The 21,389-nt window shown below is 67.7% G+C and carries 19 protein-coding genes and 1 pseudogene; 11 read left to right on the plus strand and 9 right to left on the minus strand.

Annotation, left to right across the window (positions count from 1 at the left end):
- Positions 1-12 precede the first annotated feature (12 nt).
- The 3 genes from pilB to V7Z98_RS10955 form a co-directional block, all read right to left on the minus strand.
- Positions 13-1,737 (minus strand): type IV-A pilus assembly ATPase PilB, encoded by a 1,725-nt coding sequence (gene pilB, locus V7Z98_RS10945; RefSeq protein WP_334158001.1) that lies wholly within the window; start codon positions 1,735-1,737, stop codon positions 13-15.
- A 266-nt stretch (positions 1,738-2,003) separates the two neighbouring features.
- Positions 2,004-3,281: an HlyC/CorC family transporter gene (locus tag V7Z98_RS10950; RefSeq protein ID WP_334158002.1), complete on the minus strand. Its 1,278-nt coding sequence runs from the start codon at positions 3,279-3,281 to the stop codon at positions 2,004-2,006.
- A gap of 63 nt (positions 3,282-3,344) precedes the next feature.
- A complete protein-coding gene (locus tag V7Z98_RS10955; protein WP_334158003.1) occupies positions 3,345-4,199 on the minus strand; it encodes a cytochrome C assembly family protein in 855 nt (284 codons plus the stop codon).
- A gap of 143 nt (positions 4,200-4,342) precedes the next feature.
- On the opposite strand from V7Z98_RS10955, the gene ffh reads away from it, so the two are divergent.
- A complete protein-coding gene (ffh, locus tag V7Z98_RS10960) occupies positions 4,343-5,704 on the plus strand; it encodes a signal recognition particle protein (protein WP_334158004.1) in 1,362 nt (453 codons plus the stop codon).
- A gap of 334 nt (positions 5,705-6,038) precedes the next feature.
- Here the strand turns inward: ffh and V7Z98_RS10965 are convergent.
- Positions 6,039-6,707, minus strand: a pseudogene (locus tag V7Z98_RS10965) (lytic transglycosylase domain-containing protein); the annotation flags it as partial.
- A gap of 11 nt (positions 6,708-6,718) precedes the next feature.
- Positions 6,719-8,449 (minus strand): proline--tRNA ligase, encoded by a 1,731-nt coding sequence (locus V7Z98_RS10970; RefSeq protein WP_293265842.1) that lies wholly within the window; start codon positions 8,447-8,449, stop codon positions 6,719-6,721.
- 169 nt (positions 8,450-8,618) lie between these two features.
- Here V7Z98_RS10970 and V7Z98_RS10975 point away from each other — a divergent pair, with 169 nt between their 5' ends.
- The 4 genes from V7Z98_RS10975 to coq7 all read left to right on the plus strand — a co-directional run bounded on the left by V7Z98_RS10975 (position 8,619) and on the right by coq7 (position 11,019).
- Positions 8,619-9,113, plus strand: coding sequence for an RNA pyrophosphohydrolase (locus V7Z98_RS10975; RefSeq protein ID WP_293265840.1), 495 nt, complete (start codon positions 8,619-8,621; stop codon positions 9,111-9,113).
- A gap of 94 nt (positions 9,114-9,207) precedes the next feature.
- Positions 9,208-9,816 carry a CBS domain-containing protein gene (locus V7Z98_RS10980; RefSeq protein ID WP_293265838.1) on the plus strand — a complete coding sequence of 203 codons (609 nt, stop codon included), beginning with the start codon at positions 9,208-9,210 and terminating at the stop codon, positions 9,814-9,816.
- A 7-nt stretch (positions 9,817-9,823) separates the two neighbouring features.
- The gene (locus V7Z98_RS10985) at positions 9,824-10,396 is read left to right on the plus strand and encodes a CNP1-like family protein (RefSeq protein WP_334158007.1); all 573 of its coding nucleotides are present in this window, start codon (positions 9,824-9,826) and stop codon (positions 10,394-10,396) included.
- Between the two features lie 2 nt (positions 10,397-10,398).
- Positions 10,399-11,019: a 2-polyprenyl-3-methyl-6-methoxy-1,4-benzoquinone monooxygenase gene (gene coq7, locus V7Z98_RS10990; protein ID WP_334158126.1), complete on the plus strand. Its 621-nt coding sequence runs from the start codon at positions 10,399-10,401 to the stop codon at positions 11,017-11,019.
- A 136-nt stretch (positions 11,020-11,155) separates the two neighbouring features.
- Here coq7 and dcd read toward each other — a convergent pair whose 3' ends face one another.
- The 3 genes from dcd to apbC all read right to left on the minus strand — a co-directional run bounded on the left by dcd (position 11,156) and on the right by apbC (position 13,572).
- On the minus strand, positions 11,156-11,728 hold the full coding sequence (gene dcd / locus V7Z98_RS10995) for a dCTP deaminase (protein ID WP_334158008.1): 573 nt from the start codon (positions 11,726-11,728) through the stop codon (positions 11,156-11,158).
- Positions 11,729-11,831: 103 nt separating this feature from the next.
- The gene (locus tag V7Z98_RS11000; protein WP_293265832.1) at positions 11,832-12,239 is read right to left on the minus strand and encodes a bacteriohemerythrin; all 408 of its coding nucleotides are present in this window, start codon (positions 12,237-12,239) and stop codon (positions 11,832-11,834) included.
- 241 nt (positions 12,240-12,480) lie between these two features.
- Positions 12,481-13,572, minus strand: a complete 1,092-nt coding sequence (gene apbC, locus V7Z98_RS11005; RefSeq protein ID WP_293265830.1) for an iron-sulfur cluster carrier protein ApbC — start codon at positions 13,570-13,572, stop codon at positions 12,481-12,483.
- Positions 13,573-13,891: 319 nt separating this feature from the next.
- Between apbC and metG the strand changes: the two genes are divergently transcribed.
- The 4 genes from metG (at position 13,892) to V7Z98_RS11025 (ending at position 18,359) form a co-directional block, all read left to right on the plus strand.
- On the plus strand, positions 13,892-15,997 hold the full coding sequence (metG, locus tag V7Z98_RS11010) for a methionine--tRNA ligase (protein ID WP_334158010.1): 2,106 nt from the start codon (positions 13,892-13,894) through the stop codon (positions 15,995-15,997).
- A gap of 75 nt (positions 15,998-16,072) precedes the next feature.
- A complete protein-coding gene (locus tag V7Z98_RS11015) occupies positions 16,073-16,372 on the plus strand; it encodes a hypothetical protein (protein ID WP_293264828.1) in 300 nt (99 codons plus the stop codon).
- The gene (locus V7Z98_RS11020) at positions 16,369-18,048 is read left to right on the plus strand and encodes a SulP family inorganic anion transporter (RefSeq protein WP_293264830.1); all 1,680 of its coding nucleotides are present in this window, start codon (positions 16,369-16,371) and stop codon (positions 18,046-18,048) included. The genes V7Z98_RS11015 and V7Z98_RS11020 overlap by 4 nt, the downstream gene beginning before the upstream one ends.
- On the plus strand, positions 18,045-18,359 hold the full coding sequence (locus V7Z98_RS11025) for an acylphosphatase (RefSeq protein ID WP_334158013.1): 315 nt from the start codon (positions 18,045-18,047) through the stop codon (positions 18,357-18,359). Before V7Z98_RS11020 ends, V7Z98_RS11025 begins: the two co-directional genes overlap by 4 nt.
- 33 nt (positions 18,360-18,392) lie before the next feature.
- Here V7Z98_RS11025 and V7Z98_RS11030 read toward each other — a convergent pair whose 3' ends face one another.
- Positions 18,393-19,727: a ferredoxin reductase family protein gene (locus V7Z98_RS11030; protein ID WP_334158015.1), complete on the minus strand. Its 1,335-nt coding sequence runs from the start codon at positions 19,725-19,727 to the stop codon at positions 18,393-18,395.
- 236 nt (positions 19,728-19,963) lie between these two features.
- Here V7Z98_RS11030 and V7Z98_RS11035 point away from each other — a divergent pair, with 236 nt between their 5' ends.
- On the plus strand, positions 19,964-20,527 hold the full coding sequence (locus V7Z98_RS11035; protein ID WP_293264836.1) for a hypothetical protein: 564 nt from the start codon (positions 19,964-19,966) through the stop codon (positions 20,525-20,527).
- 128 nt (positions 20,528-20,655) lie between these two features.
- Positions 20,656-21,252 carry a peroxiredoxin gene (locus V7Z98_RS11040; RefSeq protein ID WP_293264838.1) on the plus strand — a complete coding sequence of 199 codons (597 nt, stop codon included), beginning with the start codon at positions 20,656-20,658 and terminating at the stop codon, positions 21,250-21,252.
- Positions 21,253-21,389: the final 137 nt, after the last annotated feature.

Raw genomic sequence — 21,389 nt, forward strand, 5'->3', positions numbered from 1 at the left:
GACTTTTGGAATTTAGGCGTTGGTGGTGGACAGGACTTCATCCAGGGAGGTGACCCCCTGTTTGGCCTTGAGCAGGCCCGACTGGCGCAGGTCGCGCACCCCTTCCTTCCTGGCTTGAGCGGCGATGTCCAGGGAGTTGCCGTTGGCCATGATGATGCGCTGGATCTCTTCGCTCACCGGCATTACCTGGTAGATGCCGACCCGGCCCTTGTAGCCGCTGCCCTTGCAGCGGTCACAGCCGCCGGGGCCGTAGAGGGTCCAGTCGCCGCGCAGGTAGCTGTCCACGTCCTCGTCGCTGTAGCCGGCGTCGCGCAGGGTCTGCTCGGGCACTTCCAGGGGCTTCTTGCAGTTGCACAGGCGACGGGCTAGGCGCTGGGCGGTGATGAGGATCACCGACGAGGCGATGTTGAACAGCGGCACCCCCATGTTGCGCAGGCGCTCTAAGGTCTGGGGGGCGTCGTTGGTGTGCAGGGTGGACAGCACCATGTGACCGGTCTGGGCTGCCTTGATGGCGATTTCGGCAGTTTCCAGGTCGCGCACTTCACCCACCATGATCACGTCCGGATCCTGGCGCAGGAAGGATTTCAGTGCTGCGGCGAAGGTCAGGCCGGCCTTGTCGTCCACGTTCACCTGGTTGATGCCGGCCAGGTTGATTTCCGCCGGGTCCTCGGCGGTGGAGATGTTCACCCCGGGCTGATTGAGGATGTTCAGGCAGGTGTAGAGCGACACGGTCTTGCCCGAGCCGGTGGGGCCGGTCACCAGCACCATGCCGTAGGGACGCTGCACCGCATCGAGCAGTTGCGCCTTCTGGTCCGGCTCGTAGCCCAGGGCCTCGATGCCCAGGGTGGCGGAGGTCGGGTCCAGGATACGCAGGACGATCTTTTCGCCGTGGATGGTGGGCAGGGTGCTGACCCGGAAGTCGATGGCCCGGCTCTTGGACAGCACCAACTTCATGCGGCCGTCCTGGGGGACGCGCTTCTCGGCGATGTTGAGCCGGGAGATCACCTTGATCCGCGAAGCAACCTTCTCCTTGATGGCCAGGGGTGGGGTCGCCACCTCGCGTAGCACGCCATCCACCCGGAAGCGGATGCGGTAGTACTTCTCATAGGGCTCGAAGTGGATGTCCGAAGCCCCGTCGTTGATGGCGTCGAGCAGGATCTTCTGGATGAACTTGACGACCGGGGCGTCATCCACGTCGGTGGCGGCAGCGTCCTCGGTGGTGCTGCCGGCCTCTTCGTCCGTGAATTCCAGGTTGATGTCGTCGCCGACCAGGTTCTTCAGGGTTTCCGAGGCGGATTCGGAGAACTGGGTGACCAGGGGCTTGATCGCCTCTTCCACCACCACCACCGGGTCCACCGTCAGACCGGTCTGGAAGCGGATTTCATCCAGGGCGCGCAGGTTGGTCGGGTCGGCGATGGCGATGGCGATGCGGTTGCCCCGCTTGTACAGCGGAATCACCTGGTGGGTCGAGATCAGCTTGCGGTCGATCGCATCCTTGGGAATGTTGGCGCTCTCGAAGGCTTGCAGGTCGAGCAGCGGGTAGCCGAAGGTCTCGGCGGCGAACTGGGCCACCTCCCGAGCGGAAAGCTTCTTGCTCGCCACCACCTGTTCGATGAACGACGTCTTGCTGGCGGTCGCTTGGCCGGCGAATGCCTCCGCGTCGGCCTCCTGGAGCCGGCCTGCCTGGACGAGGGCGCGGGCGAGCCCGCTGAAGGTGACCTGCAGAGTGGCGGCCATGGTCCGGATGTCAGGAGTGGATCGGGCGCCGGCAGGCGCGCGAAGGCTGCGGCGGGGGCGAAATCCCGGCGGCGGGGAGGAAGCGGTGCGGGTATGCGTAAAACATGGTTGGCCTTGGATAATGCCCAGCACCCAGTTCTTTGTAAAGACGGAAGCCCCGCCGGGCGGGGATTTTCGGGAATTCTAACGGGTTGTGCATGGCATTAATGTCGTTTACGGCACGGTCCGTCGGAATTTGATGGCGGCAGGAACTTCTAGCCGTCTTTTCAGCGTTTCTCCCGGGGCGTCGGCCGGAACAACCGCACCGTCTTGATGCTGCGGTCCTGGGTGTGCACCACTTCGATGGAGATTCCGCCCACTTTGAGGCCGACCCCGCTTTCCGGAATGTCCTGGAGGTACTCGACGATCAGACCGTTCAAGGTCTTGGGGCCGCTCAGGGGCAAGTCGAGGCCCAGCTTGCGGTTGAGTTCGCGCAGGCTGCGGCTGCCGTCCACCAGCACCGAACCGTCCTCCCCCCAGACCAGCCGATTGCCGCCGGCGGGAGTCGAGGTGGTGAATTCGCCGACGATCTCCTCGATGATGTCATCCAGGGTCAGCAGGCCGTCAATCTCGCCGTATTCGTCCACCACCAGGCCGAGGCGCTGGCGGTTTTCCTGGAAGAACTGCAACTGGGCGAAGGCCGGTGTGCCGGCGGGAATGAAGTAGGGCGGCGCCAGGCATTCTTCCAAGGTTTCCCGGTTCAGCAGCTCGCGTTGCTGGAGCCCCACCACCCGCTTCAGGTGCAGGATGCCGACGATGCGGTGGAGGTCGCCCCGGTACACCGGCAGCCGTGTGTGGTAGCTGGTGGCCACCTGAGCGGCGATCTCCTCCCAGTCCGCCTCCAGGTCCACCGCCTCGATGGCGGTGCGGGGGGTCATCACGTCGTCCACCGTGATGCGTTCCAGGTCGAACAGGTTCACCAGGATGCTCTGGTGCTTGCCCGGCAACAGGTGGCGGGCACTCAGTACCAGGGAGCGCAGTTCCTCTCGGGACAGAGGGCTGGCCTCGTAGTGCTTGGGCTTGAGGCGCAGCAGGGAGAGCAGGCCGTTGGCGAACAGGTTGACCACCCCCACAACCGGGCGGGTCAGCTGCATCAGGGGTGTGAGGAGGAAGGCCAGGGGCGGCGCCAGCCGGTCGGCATAGGCGGCGCCGACGATCTTGGGCGAGACCTCGGACACCACCAGGATGCAGAAGGTCACCGCCAGGGTGCCCAGGCCCAGGGCCCACTTGTCGTCGCCCACCAGGGTGATGGTAATCACCGACACCAGGGTGGCGGCGGCGGCATTGACCAGATTGTTGCCGAGCAGGATGGCGCCCAGCATGCGGTCGGTCTGGGCGAGCAAGCCGAGGACCCGCTTGGCCCCTTTGTCGCCGGCCTCGGCCCGGTGGCGCAGGCGGTAGCGGTTGGCCGCCATCAGGGCCGTCTCGGTCATCGAGAAGAAGCCCGAGACGAGCAGCAGCACCACCAGGACGGCAAGCAGCGCCAGAAGGGGAATATCGTCCATCAGCGCGGGCGGGAGATGGGCGGCGGGGGCGTCGGTCGTCGGCGGCGGGTCATCGCGGCGGCGTCACATCACCGGGCGGTGCAGGATGACTTCGGCGACGAAGCGGCTGCCCACGTAGGCCAGCAGCAGGAGCAGGAAGCCGGCCAGAGTCCAGCGCAGGGCCACCTTGCCGCGCCAGCCGCGGACGCGCCGGCCCACCAGCAGGCCGGCGAAGATCACCCAGGAGGCGATGGCGAAGACCGTCTTGTGGTCGAAGGTGAGCGGCCGGCCGAACACCGACTCGGAGAACAGCACGCCGGTGACCAGGGCGGCGGTGAGCAGCAGGAAGCCGGCGCCGATCATGCGGAACAGCATGTTCTCCATGGTCATCAGCGGCGGCAGGGTGGCCAGGGCCGGTGACAAGTCCTTGCGGTGCAGTTGGCGCTCCGCCAGGCTCATGAACACGGCGTGGATGGCGGCCAGGGTGAACAGGCTGTAGGCCGCCATGGCGGCGAGGAAGTGCAGCTCGAAACCGGTGGAGCCGGCCCGCTGCAGCGGGTGGGCCTGGGGGAAGAGCACCGGGGCGAGGGCGCCCAGGGCGGCAATGAACAGCAGCAGGGGCTGGCCTCCCAGGCGGGTGCGGAAGCTTTCCAGCCAGTACACCGCCAGCGCCAGCCACAGCATCAGGGACAGGGCCAGGGCGAAGGAGAAGGACATCGGCCCGCCGTTGCGCGGGATGCCGTAGAGCCCGGCATAGAGCCCGATGCCCTGAGCGGCCAGGCCGAGGGGCAGCAGCCAGGAGGCCCAGTGCGGGGCGGCGGCCGGGGCCGCCAGGGGGGAGGCGCCCAGGGGGCGGCTGCGGTAGGCGCGCCAGTAGTGGGCCCCGAGCAGGGCGTACACAACGGCGGCGAGGGTGTGGGCGGAGAGTTGGAAGGCCACGGATCGAAGAGGGCAGGGGCTCTTGCAGTAAAATGGCGGGGTTTATGCAGCCCGCCCAGTTTACACCAAGGGCTGCCCTGGCTCCCAACGGCGCCGCGCAGGGCGCGGACCGGGGTTCCTCCCTTCTTTTCAGGTTCAGCCCGATGCTCGACAACCTCACCCAGCGCCTTGCGCGCGTCATGAAAACCCTCAAGGGCGAGGCGCGCCTCACCGAGTCCAATATTTCCGACGCCCTGCGCGAGGTGCGCATGGCCCTGCTGGAGGCCGACGTGGCCCTGCCGGTGGTCAAGGATTTCATCGCCGCGGTCAAGGAAAAGGCGGTGGGCGAAGAGGTGATCGGCTCCCTCACTCCGGGCCAGGCCCTGGTCGGCGTGGTGCACCGGGAGATGGCCAAGCTGATGGGCGAAGCCCACCAGGGGCTCAACCTGGCGGCCCAGCCGCCGGCCATCATCCTCATGGCCGGCTTGCAGGGCGCCGGCAAGACCACCACCACCGGCAAGCTGGCCAAGCTGCTCAAGGAAACCCAGAAAAAGAAGGTGCTGGTGGTGTCCTGCGACGTGTACCGGCCCGCCGCCATCGAGCAGTTGAAGACCGTGGCCGCCCAGGCCGGGGTCGAGTTCTTCCCCTCGTCCCCGTCGGACAAGCCCGAGGCCATTGCCGCAGCGGCGGTGGACTACGCCAAGCGCCACTACTTCGACGTGCTGTTGGTGGATACCGCCGGCCGCCTGGCCATCGATGCCGAGATGATGGACGAGATCAAGCGTCTGCACGCGGCACTCAATCCGGTGGAAACCCTGTTCGTGGTGGACGCCATGCTCGGCCAGGACGCAGTCAACACCGCCCGTGCCTTCGGTGAGGCCCTGCCGCTCACCGGCGTGATCCTGACCAAGCTCGACGGCGACGCCCGGGGCGGTGCCGCCCTGTCGGTGCGTCACGTCACCGGCAAGCCGATCAAGTTCGCCGGCGTGGGTGAAAAGCTGTCCGGCCTGGAAGCCTTCCACCCCGAGCGGATGGCTTCCCGGGTGCTGGGCATGGGCGACATCCTGTCCCTGGTGGAAGAGGCCAGGAAGAGCGTGGACGAGGAGCAGGCCAAGGCCTTCGCCCAGAAGCTTAAGTCCGGCAAGGGCTTCGACCTCAATGACTTCAAGGAGCAGATCGGCCAGATGCGCAAGATGGGCGGCATGAGCGCCTTCATGGACAAGCTGCCGGCCCAGTTCGCTCAGGCCGCCGGCCAGTTGGGCGGCGGCGCCGAGGACAAGATGATCCGCCGCGTCGAGGGCATCATCAATTCCATGACCCCCATGGAGCGCTCCAAGCCCGAGCTGATCAAGGCCAGTCGCAAGCGGCGCATCGCCGCCGGTGCCGGGGTCCAGGTCCAGGAAGTGAACCGCCTGCTCAACCAGTTCGAACAGACCCAGAAGATGATGAAGCAGTTCTCCAAGGGCGGCATCGCCAAGCTGATGCGCGGCATGAAGGGCCTGAAGGGGATGATGCCCGGGATGTAAGGCAAGGGCGGCCCGGCCCCTCGGGTCCTGCGCAGACCGCCGCTATGGTGGCGAAAGGCGCGGGGCGGCGAGCGGGAGGTGGGCCTAGCCCCAAGGGCCGAAACCCCAGGGTTGGCGCGGCGCTCCGAGGTGCATCCTCCGGGCGCCGCGTCGTTTATGGGTTGCGCGCCAGGGGGACTTGGGATTGGCCCGGGGCCTGGGCTTGGGGCGAGGGAGTCTTCAGGGGCGGCGCGGCCCGGGGAGCAGCCGGCGGCAGCGGCGCCATGGGGGCGGGCGGACTGACGGGGGCGTTGGGCGCCCCCGGAGTCTGTGGAGCCTGAGGGGCGGCGGGCGCCAGGGCCACTGTCGGCGTGTAGCTCCAGTGGCCGTGCCAGCTGGCCCGCACCAGGTTCGGGTACTCGGGCTTGCCCAGGCTGCCGTTGTAGCGGCCCAGGGCCCGGTACAGGTCGCCGTTCTCGATGTCCAGGTAGTGGCGCAGGATGGTGCAGCCGTAGCGCAGGTTGGTGCGCATCTCGAACAGGCTATCGTCTGGGCGGCCGAGCAGCTTTACCCAGAACGGCATCACCTGCATGTAGCCTCGGGCGCCGGCGGAGGACACGGCGTATTTGCGGAAGCCCGATTCGACCTGCATCAGGCCGAGCACCAGCTGGGGATCGAGGCCGGCCCGGGTGGCCTCGTAATGGACGCTGCGCAGCAGGTCGAGGCGGTACTCCCGGTCGGGGATGCGCTTGGCCAGGCGTTGCGACATGGCCTCCAGCCAGTCGGCCGCCTCCCGGTAGGAGCGAAACGAGCTGGTGGGCGGCCGGGCGTCGGCCACCGACTTGGAGAGGGCGGCCTGGACGCTGGCGGAGAGGGGCTCGTACTTTTGTGCCCCGGCCTGGGCCGGGGCGACAACGCAGACACTCAGGGCGATGCCGGAGGTGCGCGCAAAGCCAAGCAGGGCGCGGAGTTTGCGGCGGGGCGTTTGAAACCCCGCGTCCCTATTGGCTTTCCGGGCAGGCATCGTGGCGCGCCTTATTTGGCGAGGCTTTCCAGCAGGTGGGCGACGATGGCGTCCCGCGCCACCATGGTGGCGGCTTCGTCCCGGCGGCCCTTGTACTCCACCTGGCCGGCGGCCAGGCCCTTCTCGCCGATCACCACCCGGTGCGGGATGCCGATCAATTCCATGTCGGCGAACATCGAGCCGGGGCGCTCGTTGCGGTCGTCGAGCAGCACGTCCACGCCGGCGGCCTGCAACTCGGCGTAGAGGGCGTTGGCAGCGTCGCGGATGGCATCGGACTTGTGGTAGCCCATGGGCACGATGGCCACGGTGAACGGGGCCAGGGCGGCGGGGAAGATGATCCCCTTGTCGTCGTAGTTCTGCTCGATGGCGGCACCGACGATGCGCGACACGCCGATGCCGTAGCAGCCCATCTCCATCACCTGTTCCCGGCCGTTGTCGTCGAGGAACTTGCAGTTGAGCGCTTCGGCGTACTTGGTGCGCAGCTGGAAGATGTGGCCCACCTCGATGCCGCGGCAGATGCCGAGCACGCCCTTGCCGTCCGGGCTCGGGTCGCCGGCCACCACGTTGCGCAGGTCGGCCACCTCGGCCGGTTCGGCCAGGTCGCGGCCGAAGTTGACCCCGGTGAGGTGGAAACCCGCCTCGTTGGCTCCGCAGACGAAGTCGGCCATGGCCGCCACGGTGCGGTCGGCAATCACCCGCACCTTGCCGGCATCCACGCCCACCGGGCCGATGTAGCCGGGCTGGCAGCCCAGGTATTGTTCGACTTCGGCATCGCTGGCGAAGCGGAAGTCGGTCAGGCCGGCGAGCTTGCTGGCCTTGATCTCGTTCAGCTCGTGGTCGCCACGCACCAGCAGCAGGGCGAAGTGCGGCTTGCCCTCGGCGTCTTCGCTGACCACGGCGATGGCTTTCACCACCCGGGTCAGGTCGGTCTTGAGGAAGGCGGCCACGTCGGCACAGGCAGTCTGGCCCGGGGTGGCGACCTTGGCCAGGGCCTCGCCGGCGGCCGGGCGCGGCGTGGCGGGGGCCAGGGCTTCGGCCAGTTCCACGTTGGCGGCGTAGTCGGAATCCGGGCAGTAGGCGATGTCGTCCTCGCCGGAGTCGGCCAGCACGTGGAACTCATGGGAGCCGGTGCCGCCGATGGAGCCGGTGTCGGCGGCCACGGCGCGGAATTGCAGGCCCAGGCGGGTGAAGATGCGCGAATAGGTGTCGTACATCACTTGGTATTCGCGCTTCAGGTCGTCGAAGCTGGCGTGGAACGAGTAGCCGTCCTTCATCAGGAATTCACGGCCGCGCATCACGCCGAAGCGGGGGCGGATCTCGTCGCGGAACTTGCTCTGCACCTGGTAAAGGTGCAGCGGCAGTTGGCGGTAGCTCTTCACCTCGCGGCGCACCACGTCGGTGATCACTTCCTCGTGGGTCGGGCCGATGACGAAGTCGCGCTGGTGGCGGTCCTTGAAGCGCAGCAGTTCGGGGCCGTACTTCTCCCAGCGGCCCGATTCCTGCCACAGCTCGGCCGGCTGCACCGCCGGCATGAGCAACTCCAGGGCGCCGGAACGGTTCATTTCCTCGCGCACGATGGCCTCGACCTTGCGCAGGGTGCGCAGTCCCAGGGGCATCCAGGTGTAGATGCCGGCGGCGGCCCGCTTGATCAGGCCGGCCCGCAGCATCAGCTTCTGGCTGACAACCTCGGCGTCGGACGGAGCTTCCTTGAGGGTGGACAGGAAAAACTGGGAGGAGCGCATGAAAAATTCCGGTTGGAGCGAAAAACGCCATTTTACTTGACCGCGGCGCAACCGGCGATGGCCGGGAAAAGCCTTGAAAATCCGGCGAAAAGCCCGGCCGCCGCGGCTTTCCAAGCGATGGGAAATATGGAAGAATGTCCCTCAACTCAATAGTTTTTGCAGGTTTTCTATGCTCGATCGCGAAGGCTATCGCCCGAACGTCGGCATCATCCTCTGTAACGCGAAAAACGAGGTTTTTTGGGGCAAGCGAATTCGAGAGCACGCCTGGCAGTTCCCCCAGGGAGGCATCAAGCGGGGTGAAACGCCGGAGCAGGCCATGTACCGGGAGCTGCACGAGGAGGTGGGGCTGACCCCCGAGCACGTGCGTATTCTCGGCCGCACCAAGGACTGGCTGCGTTACGATGTGCCGACCCATTGGATCAAACGCGAGTGGCGTGGGTCTTACAAGGGTCAGAAGCAGATCTGGTATCTGCTGCGGCTGGTGGGGCGCGATTCGGACGTTTGTCTGCGCGCTTCCGACCATCCGGAGTTCGATGCCTGGCGCTGGAACGAATACTGGGTGCCGCTTGATGCGGTGATCGAGTTCAAGCGCGAGGTCTACCGGCTGGCCCTGGCCGAACTCGAGCGTTTCCTCGAGTCCGACCGCGCGCCGCGCCGGCCCTGACGGAGCCTGCCGGCGGCCTGCGGCGAGATGGTTTGGAGTTGTGTGTTGTTCGGTAGTTTTGTTGTCGTCCCAAAGTAGTCCTATGGAGGGTGCCATGGCAGAACAAAAACAGTACAAACCGCTGCCCGTCTCACCGCTCGCCGGTGCGGCCGGGCTCCATCAGCCGACCCTTTTCTCGCCCCAGCTGGTCCAGCCGTCGTCGCCGGCCATCGAGGTCATGACCGACCTCAAGCTGGTGCCGGTAGCCAGTATCGATGCCGACACCCACATCGACGTCGCCAACCAGGCGATGATCGCCCGGGGGGTGCGTTCCCTGCTGGTGCTGGACCATTCCGGCGCCGTGGTGGGCTTGCTCACCGCCCGGGACGTGCTCGGCGAGCGCCCCATGCAGTGCGTGCAGAAGCGTGGCATCCGCCACGAGGAAATCCGGGTGGCCGACGTGATGACGCCCCGGGACGACCTGGAGGTGCTGCAACTTACCGACGTGCTGCGCGCCCAGGTCGGCCACATCGTTGAAACCCTGCGGGTGGCCGGGCGCCAGCACGCCATGGTGGTGGACATGGACCCGGTCAGCGGGCGGCAGATGGTGCGGGGCATCTTCTCCGCCTCCCAGATCGCCCGCCAGCTCGGTATCGCCATCCACACCACCGAGGTGGCCCGCACCTTCGCCGAAATCGAGGCGGTCATCCATCAATCCGCGTGAGGTAGGTTTGCCGTACAACGTTTCATTCATCAGCGGGCTGCGGCCCGCCCGGGCGGCGGCGGTGGTACTCGTCGCCGCCCTGCTTCTGGCCGGCCAGGCCCGCGCCGAGGCCGACCGTTGGGATTACGAGCCCGAAGAGCAGAAGCCCTGGGAGGAAATCCAGGCCACCCTGCCGGCGCCGCCCCAGGAGGCCAACCTGAAGGAGTTCTACGTGGACCCGCGGGCTTCCAACCGCTTCTACGTTGACACCACGTCCATCTCGGTGGGCAGCGACGGCGTGGTGCGCTACACCCTGGTGGTGATCTCGCCGAGCGGGGCGCGCAACGTCAGCTTCGAAGGTCTGCGCTGCGCCACCCGTGAACGCCGCTTCTACGCCTTCGGCAACAGCGCCGGCGCCTGGAGCAAGGCCCGCAGCGCCGCCTGGAAGCCCGTCAACGACGACGGGATCAACCGGCCCCAGGCGAGCCTGGCCACCGATTACTTCTGTCCCAACGGCATTGCCGTGCGTACCGCCGACGAGGCGCGGGATGCCCTGCGCCGCGGCGGCCACCCGGACGTCCGCCCCCTGAGAGGTCCCTGATGTTGTCCGATCGTTTCATCATCGAATTCGACAAGGCCCTGCGCACCGTCTTCGCCCCGGCCACCACCTGGCGGCCCGTGCCGGGCAACGACCTGCCCGATGCCGAGTTGAGCGTCGAGGAGCGGCGCCACGTGGCCGGGCTGATGCGGGTCAACCACTGCGGCGAGGTATGCGCCCAGGCCCTCTACCAGGGCCAGGCCCTGACCTCCCGGGACCCCTCCACCCGCCAGGCCCTGGAACAGGCCGGCCGGGAGGAGACCGAACACCTGGCCTGGACCGAGCGGCGCATGGCCGAGCTGGGCGGACGCAAGAGCCTGCTCAATCCCCTCTGGTACGCCGGCTCCCTGACCCTGGGCGTGATCGCCGGCAAGTTGGGGGATGCCTGGAACCTGGGCTTCCTGGCCGAGACCGAACGCCAGGTGGGGGCGCACCTGGACAGCCATCTGGGCAAGCTGCCACCCCAGGACGCCCGTTCCCACGCCATCATCGAGCAGATGAAGACTGACGAGGCGTCTCACGCCGACACCGCCGTGCGCCTCGGCGGCCGGGAGCTGCCGGCACCGGTGAAGGGCGCCATGCGCCTCATGTCCCAGGTCATGACCCGGACCGCTTACCACGTCTGAGGTGCCGTGACCTGGCGTGCTGGCAGATAGCGGGTTGCCAGAGCAGTGCGGCGGTAGCGTCGCCGCAGAATCCGCAGCATACATAAACGACAAGGCCGCCCTCGGGCGGCCTTGTCGTTTGCTGACGGCGGTGCGATCAGATGCGCGGCAGGGTCACGCCCACCTGGCCCTGGTACTTGCCGCCCCGGTCCTTGTAGGAGGTTTCGCAGATGTCGTTGGGGGCGGCCTCCAGGAACAGCACCTGGGCGCAGCCCTCGCCGGCGTAGATCTTGGCCGGCAGCGGCGTGGTGTTGGAGAACTCGAGGGTCACGTAGCCTTCCCACTCCGGCTCGAAGGGGGTGACGTTCACGATGATGCCGCAGCGGGCGTAGGTGCTCTTGCCCAGGCAGATGGTCAGCACGTTGCGCGGAATGCGGAAGTATTCGACGGTGCGAGCCAGGGCGAAGGAGTTGGGCGGGATGATGCAGTAGTCGTTCTCGATCTCGACGAAGGACTGGGGATCGAAGTTCTTCGGGTCCACCACCGTGTGGTTGATGTTGGTGAACACCCGGAATTCCCGCGCGCAGCGGATATCGTAGCCGTAGCTGGAGGTGCCGTAGGAAACGATCTTGCGCCCGTCCACCTCGCGCACCAGCGAAGGCTCGAAGGGCTCGATCATGCCGTGTTCTTCGGCCATGCGACGGATCCAGCGGTCGGATTTGATGCTCATGGGGGCGGTGGGGCGGGAAGAAATAAAGGCGTGATTGTAGCCGCGAAGGCGCCGCGCGCACAGCCGCGCCCGGTTTGCGCCGGGCGGGGCGGGAGCCTGCGGCTCAGGTGACGCCGCGGGACTGGAGGAAGGGCACGTAGGCCCGGTCCACTTCGAGGATGTGGTGGGTCAGCCAGTTCTTGAGGAAGTCCAGGGCCTCCTGGCTGACGGCCTGGCCGGATTCGAAGCGCTGCAACAGGTCGAGGGCCCCGGCGGTGAAGCGGTTGTGCTCGGCCAGGTGGCCGGGGCTGTCCGGATAGCCGAGGCGCTGGAACAGGGCCTCCTCGGCGATGAAGTGGTTCATGGTGTAGTCCACCAACCCTTCGAGAATCTCGCCGATCACGGCGCGGCGGGGTTCGTCGCGCTGCAGTTCGTCATGAAGGGCGTTGGTGGCGTCCACCAGCCAGCGGTGCTGCTCGTCGATGCTGTCGATACCGATCTTGAGGGCGTCGCCCCAGGGCATGAAGGCCATGCGTGTTACCTCCCGTCGTGCGCCGTGTCGCGGCCCGTGGCGGGGCCGCGTGGTCCGGCGTTCTATCGGGCTAGGATGCCATGGGAATCGGTGGTGGGGTAGCGCGGGGCCAGGGCGGCCGACGAACGGGGGCGGGACTGACGGAAGGCTGTCCGCCGCCCATCCCGTCATTCGGCAAGCCCGTAAACGCCGACGCCCCCGGCGGGCGGGGGCGTCTGGCAGCGGCGGAGCCGGTGGTGGGTCAGGTGTTCTGCACCACGATGCTGGGGAACTTGCTGCTCATGTCCTTGGCCTTCTCGGCGATCTGCACCGCCACCTTGCGGGCGATGGCGCGGTAGATCTCGGCGGCCTTGGAGTCGGGGGCCCCTACCACGGTAGGCTTGCCGCCGTCGGCCATGAGGCGGATGTCCATCTCCAGGGGCAGGGCGCCGAGGAAGTCCACGCCGTAGTCGGCGCACATCTTCTGTCCGCCGCCCTCGCCGAAGATGTGCTCGACGTGGCCGCAGTTGGTGCACACGTGCATGCTCATGTTCTCGACGATGCCGATGATGGGGATGCCCACCTTCTCGAACATCTTGAGGCCCTTGCGGGCGTCCATCAGGGCGATGTCCTGGGGGGTGGTGACGATCACCGCGCCGGTCACCGGCACCTTCTGGGCCAGGGTCAGCTGGGTGTCGCCGGTGCCCGGGGGCATGTCGATCACCAGGTAGTCCACGTCGCGCCAGTTGGTGTCGTTGAGCAACTGCTCCAGGGCCTGGGTGACCATGGGGCCGCGCCACACCATGGGGGTCTCCACGTCCACCAGGTAGCCGATGGACATGGACTGGATGCCGTAGGCTTCCAGGGGTTCCATGCTCTTGCCGTCCAGGGATTCGGGCTGGCGGCCTTGCAGGCCGAGCATCTGGGGCTGGGACGGGCCGTAGATGTCGGCGTCGAGCAGGCCGACGGTGGCGCCTTCCTGGGCCAGGGCCAGGGCCAGGTTCACGGCGGTGGTGCTCTTGCCCACGCCGCCCTTGCCGGAGGACACGGCGACAATGTTCTTGACCCCGGAGAGCAGCTTCACGCCGCGCTGCACCGCATGGGCGACGATCTTCACGGTGACGTTGGCCGAAACGTTGTCCACCCCGGGCAACTGCTTCAGGCGGGCGATCACCGCCTTGCGCAGGCCGTCCACCTGGGACTTGGCCGGGTAGCCCAGTTCGATGTCCACCGCCACGTCGCCGCCGTCCACGCGGATGTTCTTGGCGGCGCGGCCGGCGACGAGGTCCTTGCCGGTGTTGGGATCGACGACGTCCTTGAGGGCGGTCTGTACGGTTTCGACGGTGAGGGACATGAAATCTCCTGGCGCCATGGCGCGCCGTGTTGGGTTGCCGCCGCGGCGCAGGGTGCAGCGGCGGGGCGGGTTGTGACGCGGGGCCGCCGTGGCGTTTGCGTTCTGCCGCAGTTGGATCGCACGGCAACGCCAGGCGGGCGGCTATACCCGAGTATTTTTATCAAGTTTAACCGAATTCCCCGGTGGCCTCCAAGGCGGAGGAGGGAACGGGGCGCTCGCAGCGTGGATCGGGGCGGCGGAGCCGGGCAGCGGCGCGGCTTCGCCGGGCGGGTTTGCTAGAATCCCCGTCTTTACCCGCTTTCCCGGATAGTCCTACCCGATGAAACCCCGTCAGATCCTCGTAACCTCCGCGCTGCCCTATGCCAACGGCGACATCCACCTGGGTCACCTGGTGGAATATATCCAGACCGACATCTGGGTGCGCTTCCAGAAGATGCGGGGCCACGACTGCTGGTACGTGTGCGCCGACGACACCCATGGCACCCCGGTGATGTTGCGGGCGGAAAAGGAGGGCATCACCCCCGAGGCCCTGATCGCCCGGGTCCACGGCGAGCACCTGCGCGACTTCACCGGCTTCCACGTCGGCTTCGACAACTACTACTCGACCCACTCCGACGAGACCCGGGGCTTCGCCACCGACATCTACGGCAAGCTGCGCGCCGCCGGCCTGATCGAGACCCGGGACATCGAGCAGTACTACGACCCGGTCAAGCAGATGTTCCTGCCCGACCGCTTCATCAAGGGCGAGTGCCCCAAGTGCGGCGCCAAGGACCAGTACGGCGACAACTGCGAGGTGTGCGGCGCCGCCTACACCCCCAACGAACTGAAGAACCCCTACTCGGCGGTGTCCGGCGCCCAGCCCGAGCTGCGCACCTCGACCCACTACTTCTTCAAGCTGTCCGACCCGCGCTGCCAGGCCTTCCTGCGCCGCTTCACCAACGAGCCGGGGCGGCTCCAGGCCGAATCGGCCAACAAGATGCAGGAATGGCTGGGCGCCGAGGGCGAGCACAAGCTGACCGACTGGGACATTTCCCGGGACGCCCCCTACTTCGGCTTCGAGATCCCCGACGCCCCGGGCAAGTTCTTCTACGTCTGGCTCGACGCCCCGGTGGGCTACATGGGTTCCTTCGCCAACCTGTGCGCCAGGAAGGGCCTGGATTTTGCCGCCTTCTGGAACAAGGATTCCCAGGCAGAGCTGTACCACTTCATCGGCAAGGACATCCTCTACTTCCACGCCCTGTTCTGGCCGGCCATGCTCGAACACGCCGGCTTCCGCGTGCCGACCAAAATCTTCACCCACGGCTTCCTCACCGTCGGCGGGGCCAAGATGTCCAAGTCCCGGGGCACCTTCATCACCGCCCGTTCCTACCTGGACCAGGGCCTCAACCCGGAATGGCTGCGCTACTACTTCGCCGCCAAGCTGGCCGACACCGCCGAGGACGTGGACCTCAACCTGGACGACTTCGCCGCCCGGGTGAACGCCGACCTGGTGGGCAAGTACGTGAACATCGCCAGCCGCTCCGCCGGCTTCCTGGCCAAGCGCTTCGCCGGCCAGCTGGCGGTGGCCGACGAGACCCTGCCGGTGTTCGCCCAGATCCGCGAAGCCGCACCGCGCATCGCCGACCTCTACGAGGCCCGGGAGTACGGCAAGGCCCTGCGCGAGATCATGGCCCTGACCGAGGCGGTCAACCAGTACGTGGACACGGTCAAGCCTTGGGAGCTGGCCAAGCAGGAAGGCAAGGACGCCGAGCTGCATGCCGCCTGCACCAACGCCATCAACCTGTTCCGCCTGCTCACCGTGCTGCTCAAGCCGGTGCTGCCGGCCCTGGCCGACCAGGTGGCGGCCTTCCTCAACGTCGCCCCGTTCGTGTGGGACGACGTGGGCAGCGTGCTCGCCCCGAGCCACGCCATCAACACCTACCAGCACCTGATGACCCGCCTCGACCCCAAGCAGCTCACCGCCCTGGTCGAGGCCAATAAATCCTCTTTGGTCCCAGCCCCAGCTGCCCCGGCCGAGGCCAAGAAAGAAAGCAAACCCGTGGAAAAGACCGCCGCCCCCGCCGCCGAAAGCAGCACCATCGGCATCGACGACTTCACCAAGGTGGACCTGCGCATTGCCCGCATCGTCACCGCCGAGCACGTGGAAGGGGCCGAAAAGCTGATCCGCCTGGAGCTCGACATCGGCGAGACCGAAAGTGGCCAAATGCGGCCGCGCCAGGTGTTTGCCGGCATCAAGAGCGCCTACGACCCGGCCACCCTGGTGGGCCGCTACACGGTGATGGTGGCCAATCTGGCCCCGCGCAAGATGAAGTTCGGCCTGTCCGAAGGCATGGTGCTGGCCGCCTCCGACGAGTCCGGCCAGACCCCGGGGCTGTTCATCCTGTCGCCGGATGCCGGCGCCACCCCGGGGATGCGCGTCAAGTAAGCGAATCCGCGCTACCGGCCGGGGGCGTCAGCTTGGCGTAAGCCGTCTGTCAGCCCCCGGCGCTAGGCTTTTTCCATGTCCTTCGCCAACCGCCCCGCCGCCAAATTCCGCCCGCGCCTGACCGTGGCGATGGTGGCGTTCGCCCTGGTGGACGTGGCCGGGCTGCTGCTCTTCGCCGTGGGCTTTGCCTACCTGGTGCGCGGCCCCGGCGTTTTCTTCCCCGACTTTCCCGCAGGTGTGGGTTCCGCCATATCGCTGACCGCCGTGGGGCTGGCCCTGGTGTTCTGGGCCGCCACCCGCATGGTGCGCCAGGTGGTCCGGCAATCCACCTCAGACCAGACAACAGCAGATACTTCCACACCGGACCGGCCATGACCTTCCTGCCCGCCTCCTTCGCCTTCCGTCCCAAGCTCGTGGAATGCCTCCAAGGCTACGACCGAGGACAGTTCGGCAAGGATGTGGCGGCGGGCATCACCGTCGGCGTGCTGGCCCTGCCCCTGGCCATCGCCTTCGCCATCGCCTCGGGCATGTCGCCCACCGCCGGGCTGTGGACGGCGATCATCGCCGGCTTCCTGGTGTCGGCCCTGGGCGGTTCCCGGGTGCAGATCGGCGGGCCCACCGGCGCCTTCATCCCGATCATCTTCGGCATCGTCGCCCAGTACGGCGTCGCCAACCTGCTCATCGCCACCCTGCTGGCCGGCGGCCTGCTGGTGCTGATGGGCATGTTCCGCCTGGGGCAGTTGATCCGCTTCATCCCCATCTCGGTGGTGATCGGCTTCACCAACGGCATCGCCGTGGTGATCTTCCTCTCCCAGGTGAAGGATTTCATCGGCCTGCCCGGGCCGGCCCTGCCCGCCGAGTTCTTCGCCCGCATCAAGACCATCGCCCACACCCTGCCGGACGCCCACCTGCCCACCCTGGCCTTCTCGGTGGCGGCCCTGGCCCTGCTGCTCGGCTGGAACCGCTACGGTAGCCGCATCCCGCGCATCGGCCGGGTGCCCGGCCCCCTGGTGGTGCTGGTGGTGGCCACCGCGGCCCAGGCCCTGTTCGCCTTCCCGGTGGAAACCATCGGCAGCCGCTTCGGCGGCATTCCCCAGGAATTCGCGTCCTTCGCCCTGCCGGCCCTGTCCCTGGAAACCCTGCGCGCCCTGATCTCGCCGGCCATCACCATCGCCCTGCTGGGGGCCATCGAGTCCCTGCTCTCGGCCCGGGTGGCCGACGGTCAGGTCGACGACCGGCACGATCCCAACCAGGAACTGATGGCCCAGGGCATCGCCAATCTGGTGGCGCCCCTGTTCGGCGGTTTCGCCGCCACCGGCGCCCTGGCCCGCACCGCCACCAACGTGCGGGTGGGCGGCCGCACACCGGTGGCCGGCATGATCCATGCCCTGACCCTGCTGCTGGTGGTGCTGGTGGCCGCCCCCTGGGCCGCCTACGTGCCCCTGCCGGCCCTGTCGGCGATCCTGGTGGTGGTGGCCCTCAACATGGGCGAATGGCACGCCTTTGCCACCCTGCCGCGCTATTCCCTCAACTACCGGGCCATCCTGGTCACCACCTTCCTGGTCACCGTGGTCTTCGACCTGACCCTGGCGGTGGAGATCGGCCTGGTGCTGTCGTCCCTGTTCTTCATCACCCGCATGGCCTCCCTGACCCGGGTGGAGCGCTTGGGCGACCCGGTGTGGGCGAAGGCCGAGGCCCTGCCGGTGGTGGGCTACAAGCTGTTCGGCTCCCTGTTCTTCGGTTCCGTGGGCAAGTTGCAGACGGTGATCGACCAGGACGCCGAGGGGGCCCGGGTGGTGGTCCTCGACCTGCACCAGGTGGTGAACCTGGACACCACCGGCCTGGACACCCTGGAAGCCCTGCTGCGCATCCTGCGCAAGCGCGGCGGCCACCTGATCCTGGCCGGGCTCAATTCCCAGCCCGGCTCCCTGGTGTTCCGCTCCGGCTTTTCCGACCTGGTGGGGGACGACAACATCGTCGCCGACCTGGACGAGGCCTGGGCTCTGGCTGCCCGGCTGTTGCCGCCCAGCGGCGCGGAGGCCACGGCATGAATACCTCCCCCGCCGTCCGCCGGTTACTGGTTTCCGGCCTGGTCCAGGGGGTGGGCTACCGCCACGCCACCACGGTGGTAGCGGCACGTCTGGCGGTTCACGGCTGGGTGCGCAACCTGGCCGACGGCCGGGTCGAGGTGGCCGTATGGGGCGAGGCCGAGGCCGTGGCCCGGCTGATCGCCTGGACTCGCCAGGGGCCGCCGGCGGGCCGGGTGGATGGGGTGCTGGTGGAAGAAGGGCCGGCCGCCTGGTCCGGTGCCGCCACCGGCTTCGTCCAGCGCCCCACCGCCGCCGGGCCGGAAGCGCTCTAGTCCCGCTCGTTGCCGGGCGGCGCTCGGCGCCGGTCAGCGCATCTCGAAGGCTTCCTGGTGGAAGCGTCCCGCCGGCAGGCCCTGGGCGGCCAGGCCGCGACGCAGGGCCCGGCCGAAACCCGCCGGGCCGCAAAACCACACGTCGCTACGCGCCACGCCGTCTTTCCCGCCGAGCGCCTCCGCCAGTGTTGCCGGCGTCAGCAGGCCGTCCTGGGGTGTCATCCGCAGATGCAGGCGCACCCGGGCTTGTTCGGCGAGCTGGCGCAGGCGGGCGATGAAGCCCGGGTCGGCCGCCGCCGTGCAGTAAAAGGCATCCACCGGCTGGCGGCTGCCGCCCGCGGCGGCCAGGGCCTCCAGCCGGGCCAGGAACGGGGTGATGCCGATGCCGCCGGCCACCCACACCTGGCGTTCGCCCCGGCCGGCGAAGTCGAAGCGGCCGTAGGGGCCTTCCACGGTCAGTGCGTCGCCCGCTGCCACCTGTTGCGGTAGCGCCCGGGTGTAGTCGCCCAGGGCCTTGATGGCGAAGCTCAGGCGGCCGTCGTCGCGCCAGGCCGAGGCGATGGTGAAAGGGTGGGCGCCCTCGCCGCGGCCGAAGGTGACGAAGGCGAACTGGCCGGCGGCGTGGCCGGGCCAGCCGGCATCGAGCTGGCATTCCACTTCGAGCACGCCGCTGCCCGGATGGGGGCGCAGGGCGACGATCCGTCCGGCGACACGGCGGCGGGCGCCGATGCGGCCGGCCAGGGACAGGGCCGCGCCCCAGCTGCCGGCGGCCATCAGGACGGCCATGACCACGCCCAGGGGTGTCAGCCAGTAGGCCGGGGGCATCAGCGCCGCGCCGTGGAACACCAGCACCAGGTAGGTGCCGGCCAGGACGCGGTGGAGCAGAAAGGCCGGACGGTAGGGAAAACGCTTCCACAAGGCCAGCAGCACAATCGGGATGACCAGGTAGATGGCCCATTCGCCCAGGGATTCGGCGGGCTTGCGCAGCAGGTCGAGCCAGCTTTCGGCGCCCCTGCCGCCCTTATGCGCGGCCCGTTCCAGCCAGCCCTGGGCCACCAGCCATTTCGGCACCAGCTTGATCAGCCAGTGGGCGGCCCCCAGGGAGACAGCGGTGATGCCCAGCCACTTGTGCAACCGGTAGGCCTGGTCCAGGCCGCCGAGCAGCCGGTCGGCCCAGGCGGGGCGGGTGGCGAGGAGCAGGCCGGCCGACATGCAGCCCAACGCGGCTATCCCCGTATAATAAATAGCCAGTTTGCGCAGGGCCCAGAAGTTGCCGCCGGCGTTGGCATCCGCGCCGGCGAGGGCGGCCAGCCACAGCGCGGTGAGCACGGCGAGCAGGGCTAGAACGGCGAGAACGGATTTCTTCATGGCGATTCTCCAGCGAGCCCCAGGCACTGCGCATGGCGGTTTCCGGGGCGATGGAGTAAGCATGGGCCGGCTGGCTTAAACAGGCCTTAATGTTGGTTCGTTGCGCTGGATAAATGGTGGAGCGGCAGCGGCAAGCAGAAGAGAATCGGTAATAAGGCAGCGGACGGGGCCCGGCAGTGCCGGGTGGCGGGGTTCACAACGCGGGTGGAGTGCAGGGAGCGGTCTCCGGTAACGCTATGACAATCTCGAAAAACCTCTTCGCCGGACGCGCCTTTCTCGAATTCTATGCCTGGGCCGAAGCCGACGGCGCCCTGCCGGGGTGGAGCTTCGAAGGGGGCGGCCCCCACGGCGAATCGAGCGCCCCGACGCCGGCCCAGGACTATTTCGTCGAATACCACCTGGAGTTTTTCCGCCAGCAGGGCTTCAACCGCTATCCCAGCCGCCTCCACTCGCACCTGCTGTTCGCCACCCGGGCTGACGCCGAGGCCTTCGCCGAGAAGCATCCGGAACGCACCTACGGCCGCCGCCTGATCAAGCTGCGCGCCAGCGGGCAGTGCTCCTGCTCCTTCCACGACGGCGCCTGGCTCGACTACCTGCGCCAGCCCCACACCTTCGACCTGGAGGCCCTGTCCAAGGTGGCCAAGGCCTACTGGTCGGGGCGCACCGTGGAGGAAGCCGGCCTGCCCTTCCTCGGCCAGCCCTGGCGCGAGATGCCGGTGATCGAGGCCCTGGTGCTGGGCGAGGTGGCCCCGGTGCCCGTCAGCCTGCCGCGCAGCCTCGATCTGCCGGGCTTCGCCTGATGCCCGGGGCGGCGGCGCGAAATTGACGCCCCGTCCGGGCTTGGTTAAATTCCGGAGTCCCCAACGGCGTGCCGTGCCGCGCCTTGCGCGTCCGGGCCACGCTGTCGCCAACCTTGAGGAGAAACACAATGGCCGTTCTCGTCGGCAAGCAAGCCCCCGATTTCACCGCCACCGCGGTGCTGGGCAACAACGAAATCAAGGACATCAAGTTGTCCGACTACAAGGGCAAGTACGTGGTGGTGTTCTTCTACCCCCTCGACTTCACCTTCGTCTGTCCCTCCGAGCTGATCGCCTTCGACCACCGTCTGGCCGAGTTCAAGGCCCGTAACGTGGAAGTGCTGGGCGTGTCCATCGACTCCCAGTTCACCCACCTGGCCTGGAAGAACACCCCGGTGGAAAAGGGCGGTATCGGTCAGGTCGGCTACCCCCTGGTGGCCGACGTGAAGCACGAGATCGCCCGCGCCTTCGACGTGGAATCCGCCGGTGGCGTGGCTTTCCGCGGCTCCTTCCTGATCGACAAGTCCGGCCTGGTGCGTCATCAGGTGGTCAACGACCTGCCCCTGGGCCGCAACGTGGACGAAATGATCCGCATGGTGGACGCCCTGCAATTCACCGAAGAGCACGGCGAAGTCTGCCCGGCCGGTTGGAACAAGGGCAAGAAGGGCATGACCGCCAGCCCCGAGGGTGTGGCCAAGTACCTGGCCGAGAACGCCGCCGCCCTCTGACGGCTGCCGCCGTCGCCCTCCGGCGGGTGTTTTCGCCGGAACCGGCGCCCGGCCCATGGAACGCCGCCCGATCCGGGCGGCGTTTTCATTTTCTGGCTTTTGGAATAAGCAAATGAGAAACGGAGCTTTGAGGTTCT

Source organism: Oryzomicrobium sp. (assembly GCF_036820405.1).
Lineage (GTDB): Bacteria > Pseudomonadota > Gammaproteobacteria > Burkholderiales > Rhodocyclaceae > Oryzomicrobium.

Bases quoted from the DNA above. Each gene is read 5' to 3' on its own strand.
- V7Z98_RS11015 (WP_293264828.1), top strand. From the start codon at position 16,073: ATGTCCTTCGCCAACCGCCCCGCCGCCAAATTCCGCCCGCGCCTGACC.
- V7Z98_RS11040 (WP_293264838.1), top strand. From the start codon at position 20,656: ATGGCCGTTCTCGTCGGCAAGCAAGCCCCCGATTTCACCGCCACCGCG.
- apbC (WP_293265830.1), bottom strand. From the start codon at position 13,572: ATGTCCCTCACCGTCGAAACCGTACAGACCGCCCTCAAGGACGTCGTC.
- dcd (WP_334158008.1), bottom strand. From the start codon at position 11,728: ATGAGCATCAAATCCGACCGCTGGATCCGTCGCATGGCCGAAGAACAC.
- ffh (WP_334158004.1), top strand. From the start codon at position 4,343: ATGCTCGACAACCTCACCCAGCGCCTTGCGCGCGTCATGAAAACCCTC.
- V7Z98_RS11025 (WP_334158013.1), top strand. From the start codon at position 18,045: ATGAATACCTCCCCCGCCGTCCGCCGGTTACTGGTTTCCGGCCTGGTC.
- V7Z98_RS11020 (WP_293264830.1), top strand. From the start codon at position 16,369: ATGACCTTCCTGCCCGCCTCCTTCGCCTTCCGTCCCAAGCTCGTGGAA.
- V7Z98_RS10980 (WP_293265838.1), top strand. From the start codon at position 9,208: ATGGCAGAACAAAAACAGTACAAACCGCTGCCCGTCTCACCGCTCGCC.
- V7Z98_RS11035 (WP_293264836.1), top strand. From the start codon at position 19,964: ATGACAATCTCGAAAAACCTCTTCGCCGGACGCGCCTTTCTCGAATTC.
- V7Z98_RS10975 (WP_293265840.1), top strand. From the start codon at position 8,619: ATGCTCGATCGCGAAGGCTATCGCCCGAACGTCGGCATCATCCTCTGT.
- pilB (WP_334158001.1), bottom strand. From the start codon at position 1,737: ATGGCCGCCACTCTGCAGGTCACCTTCAGCGGGCTCGCCCGCGCCCTC.
- V7Z98_RS11000 (WP_293265832.1), bottom strand. From the start codon at position 12,239: ATGGCCTTCATGCCCTGGGGCGACGCCCTCAAGATCGGTATCGACAGC.
- metG (WP_334158010.1), top strand. From the start codon at position 13,892: ATGAAACCCCGTCAGATCCTCGTAACCTCCGCGCTGCCCTATGCCAAC.
- V7Z98_RS10950 (WP_334158002.1), bottom strand. From the start codon at position 3,281: ATGGACGATATTCCCCTTCTGGCGCTGCTTGCCGTCCTGGTGGTGCTG.
- V7Z98_RS10970 (WP_293265842.1), bottom strand. From the start codon at position 8,449: ATGCGCTCCTCCCAGTTTTTCCTGTCCACCCTCAAGGAAGCTCCGTCC.
- V7Z98_RS11030 (WP_334158015.1), bottom strand. From the start codon at position 19,727: ATGAAGAAATCCGTTCTCGCCGTTCTAGCCCTGCTCGCCGTGCTCACC.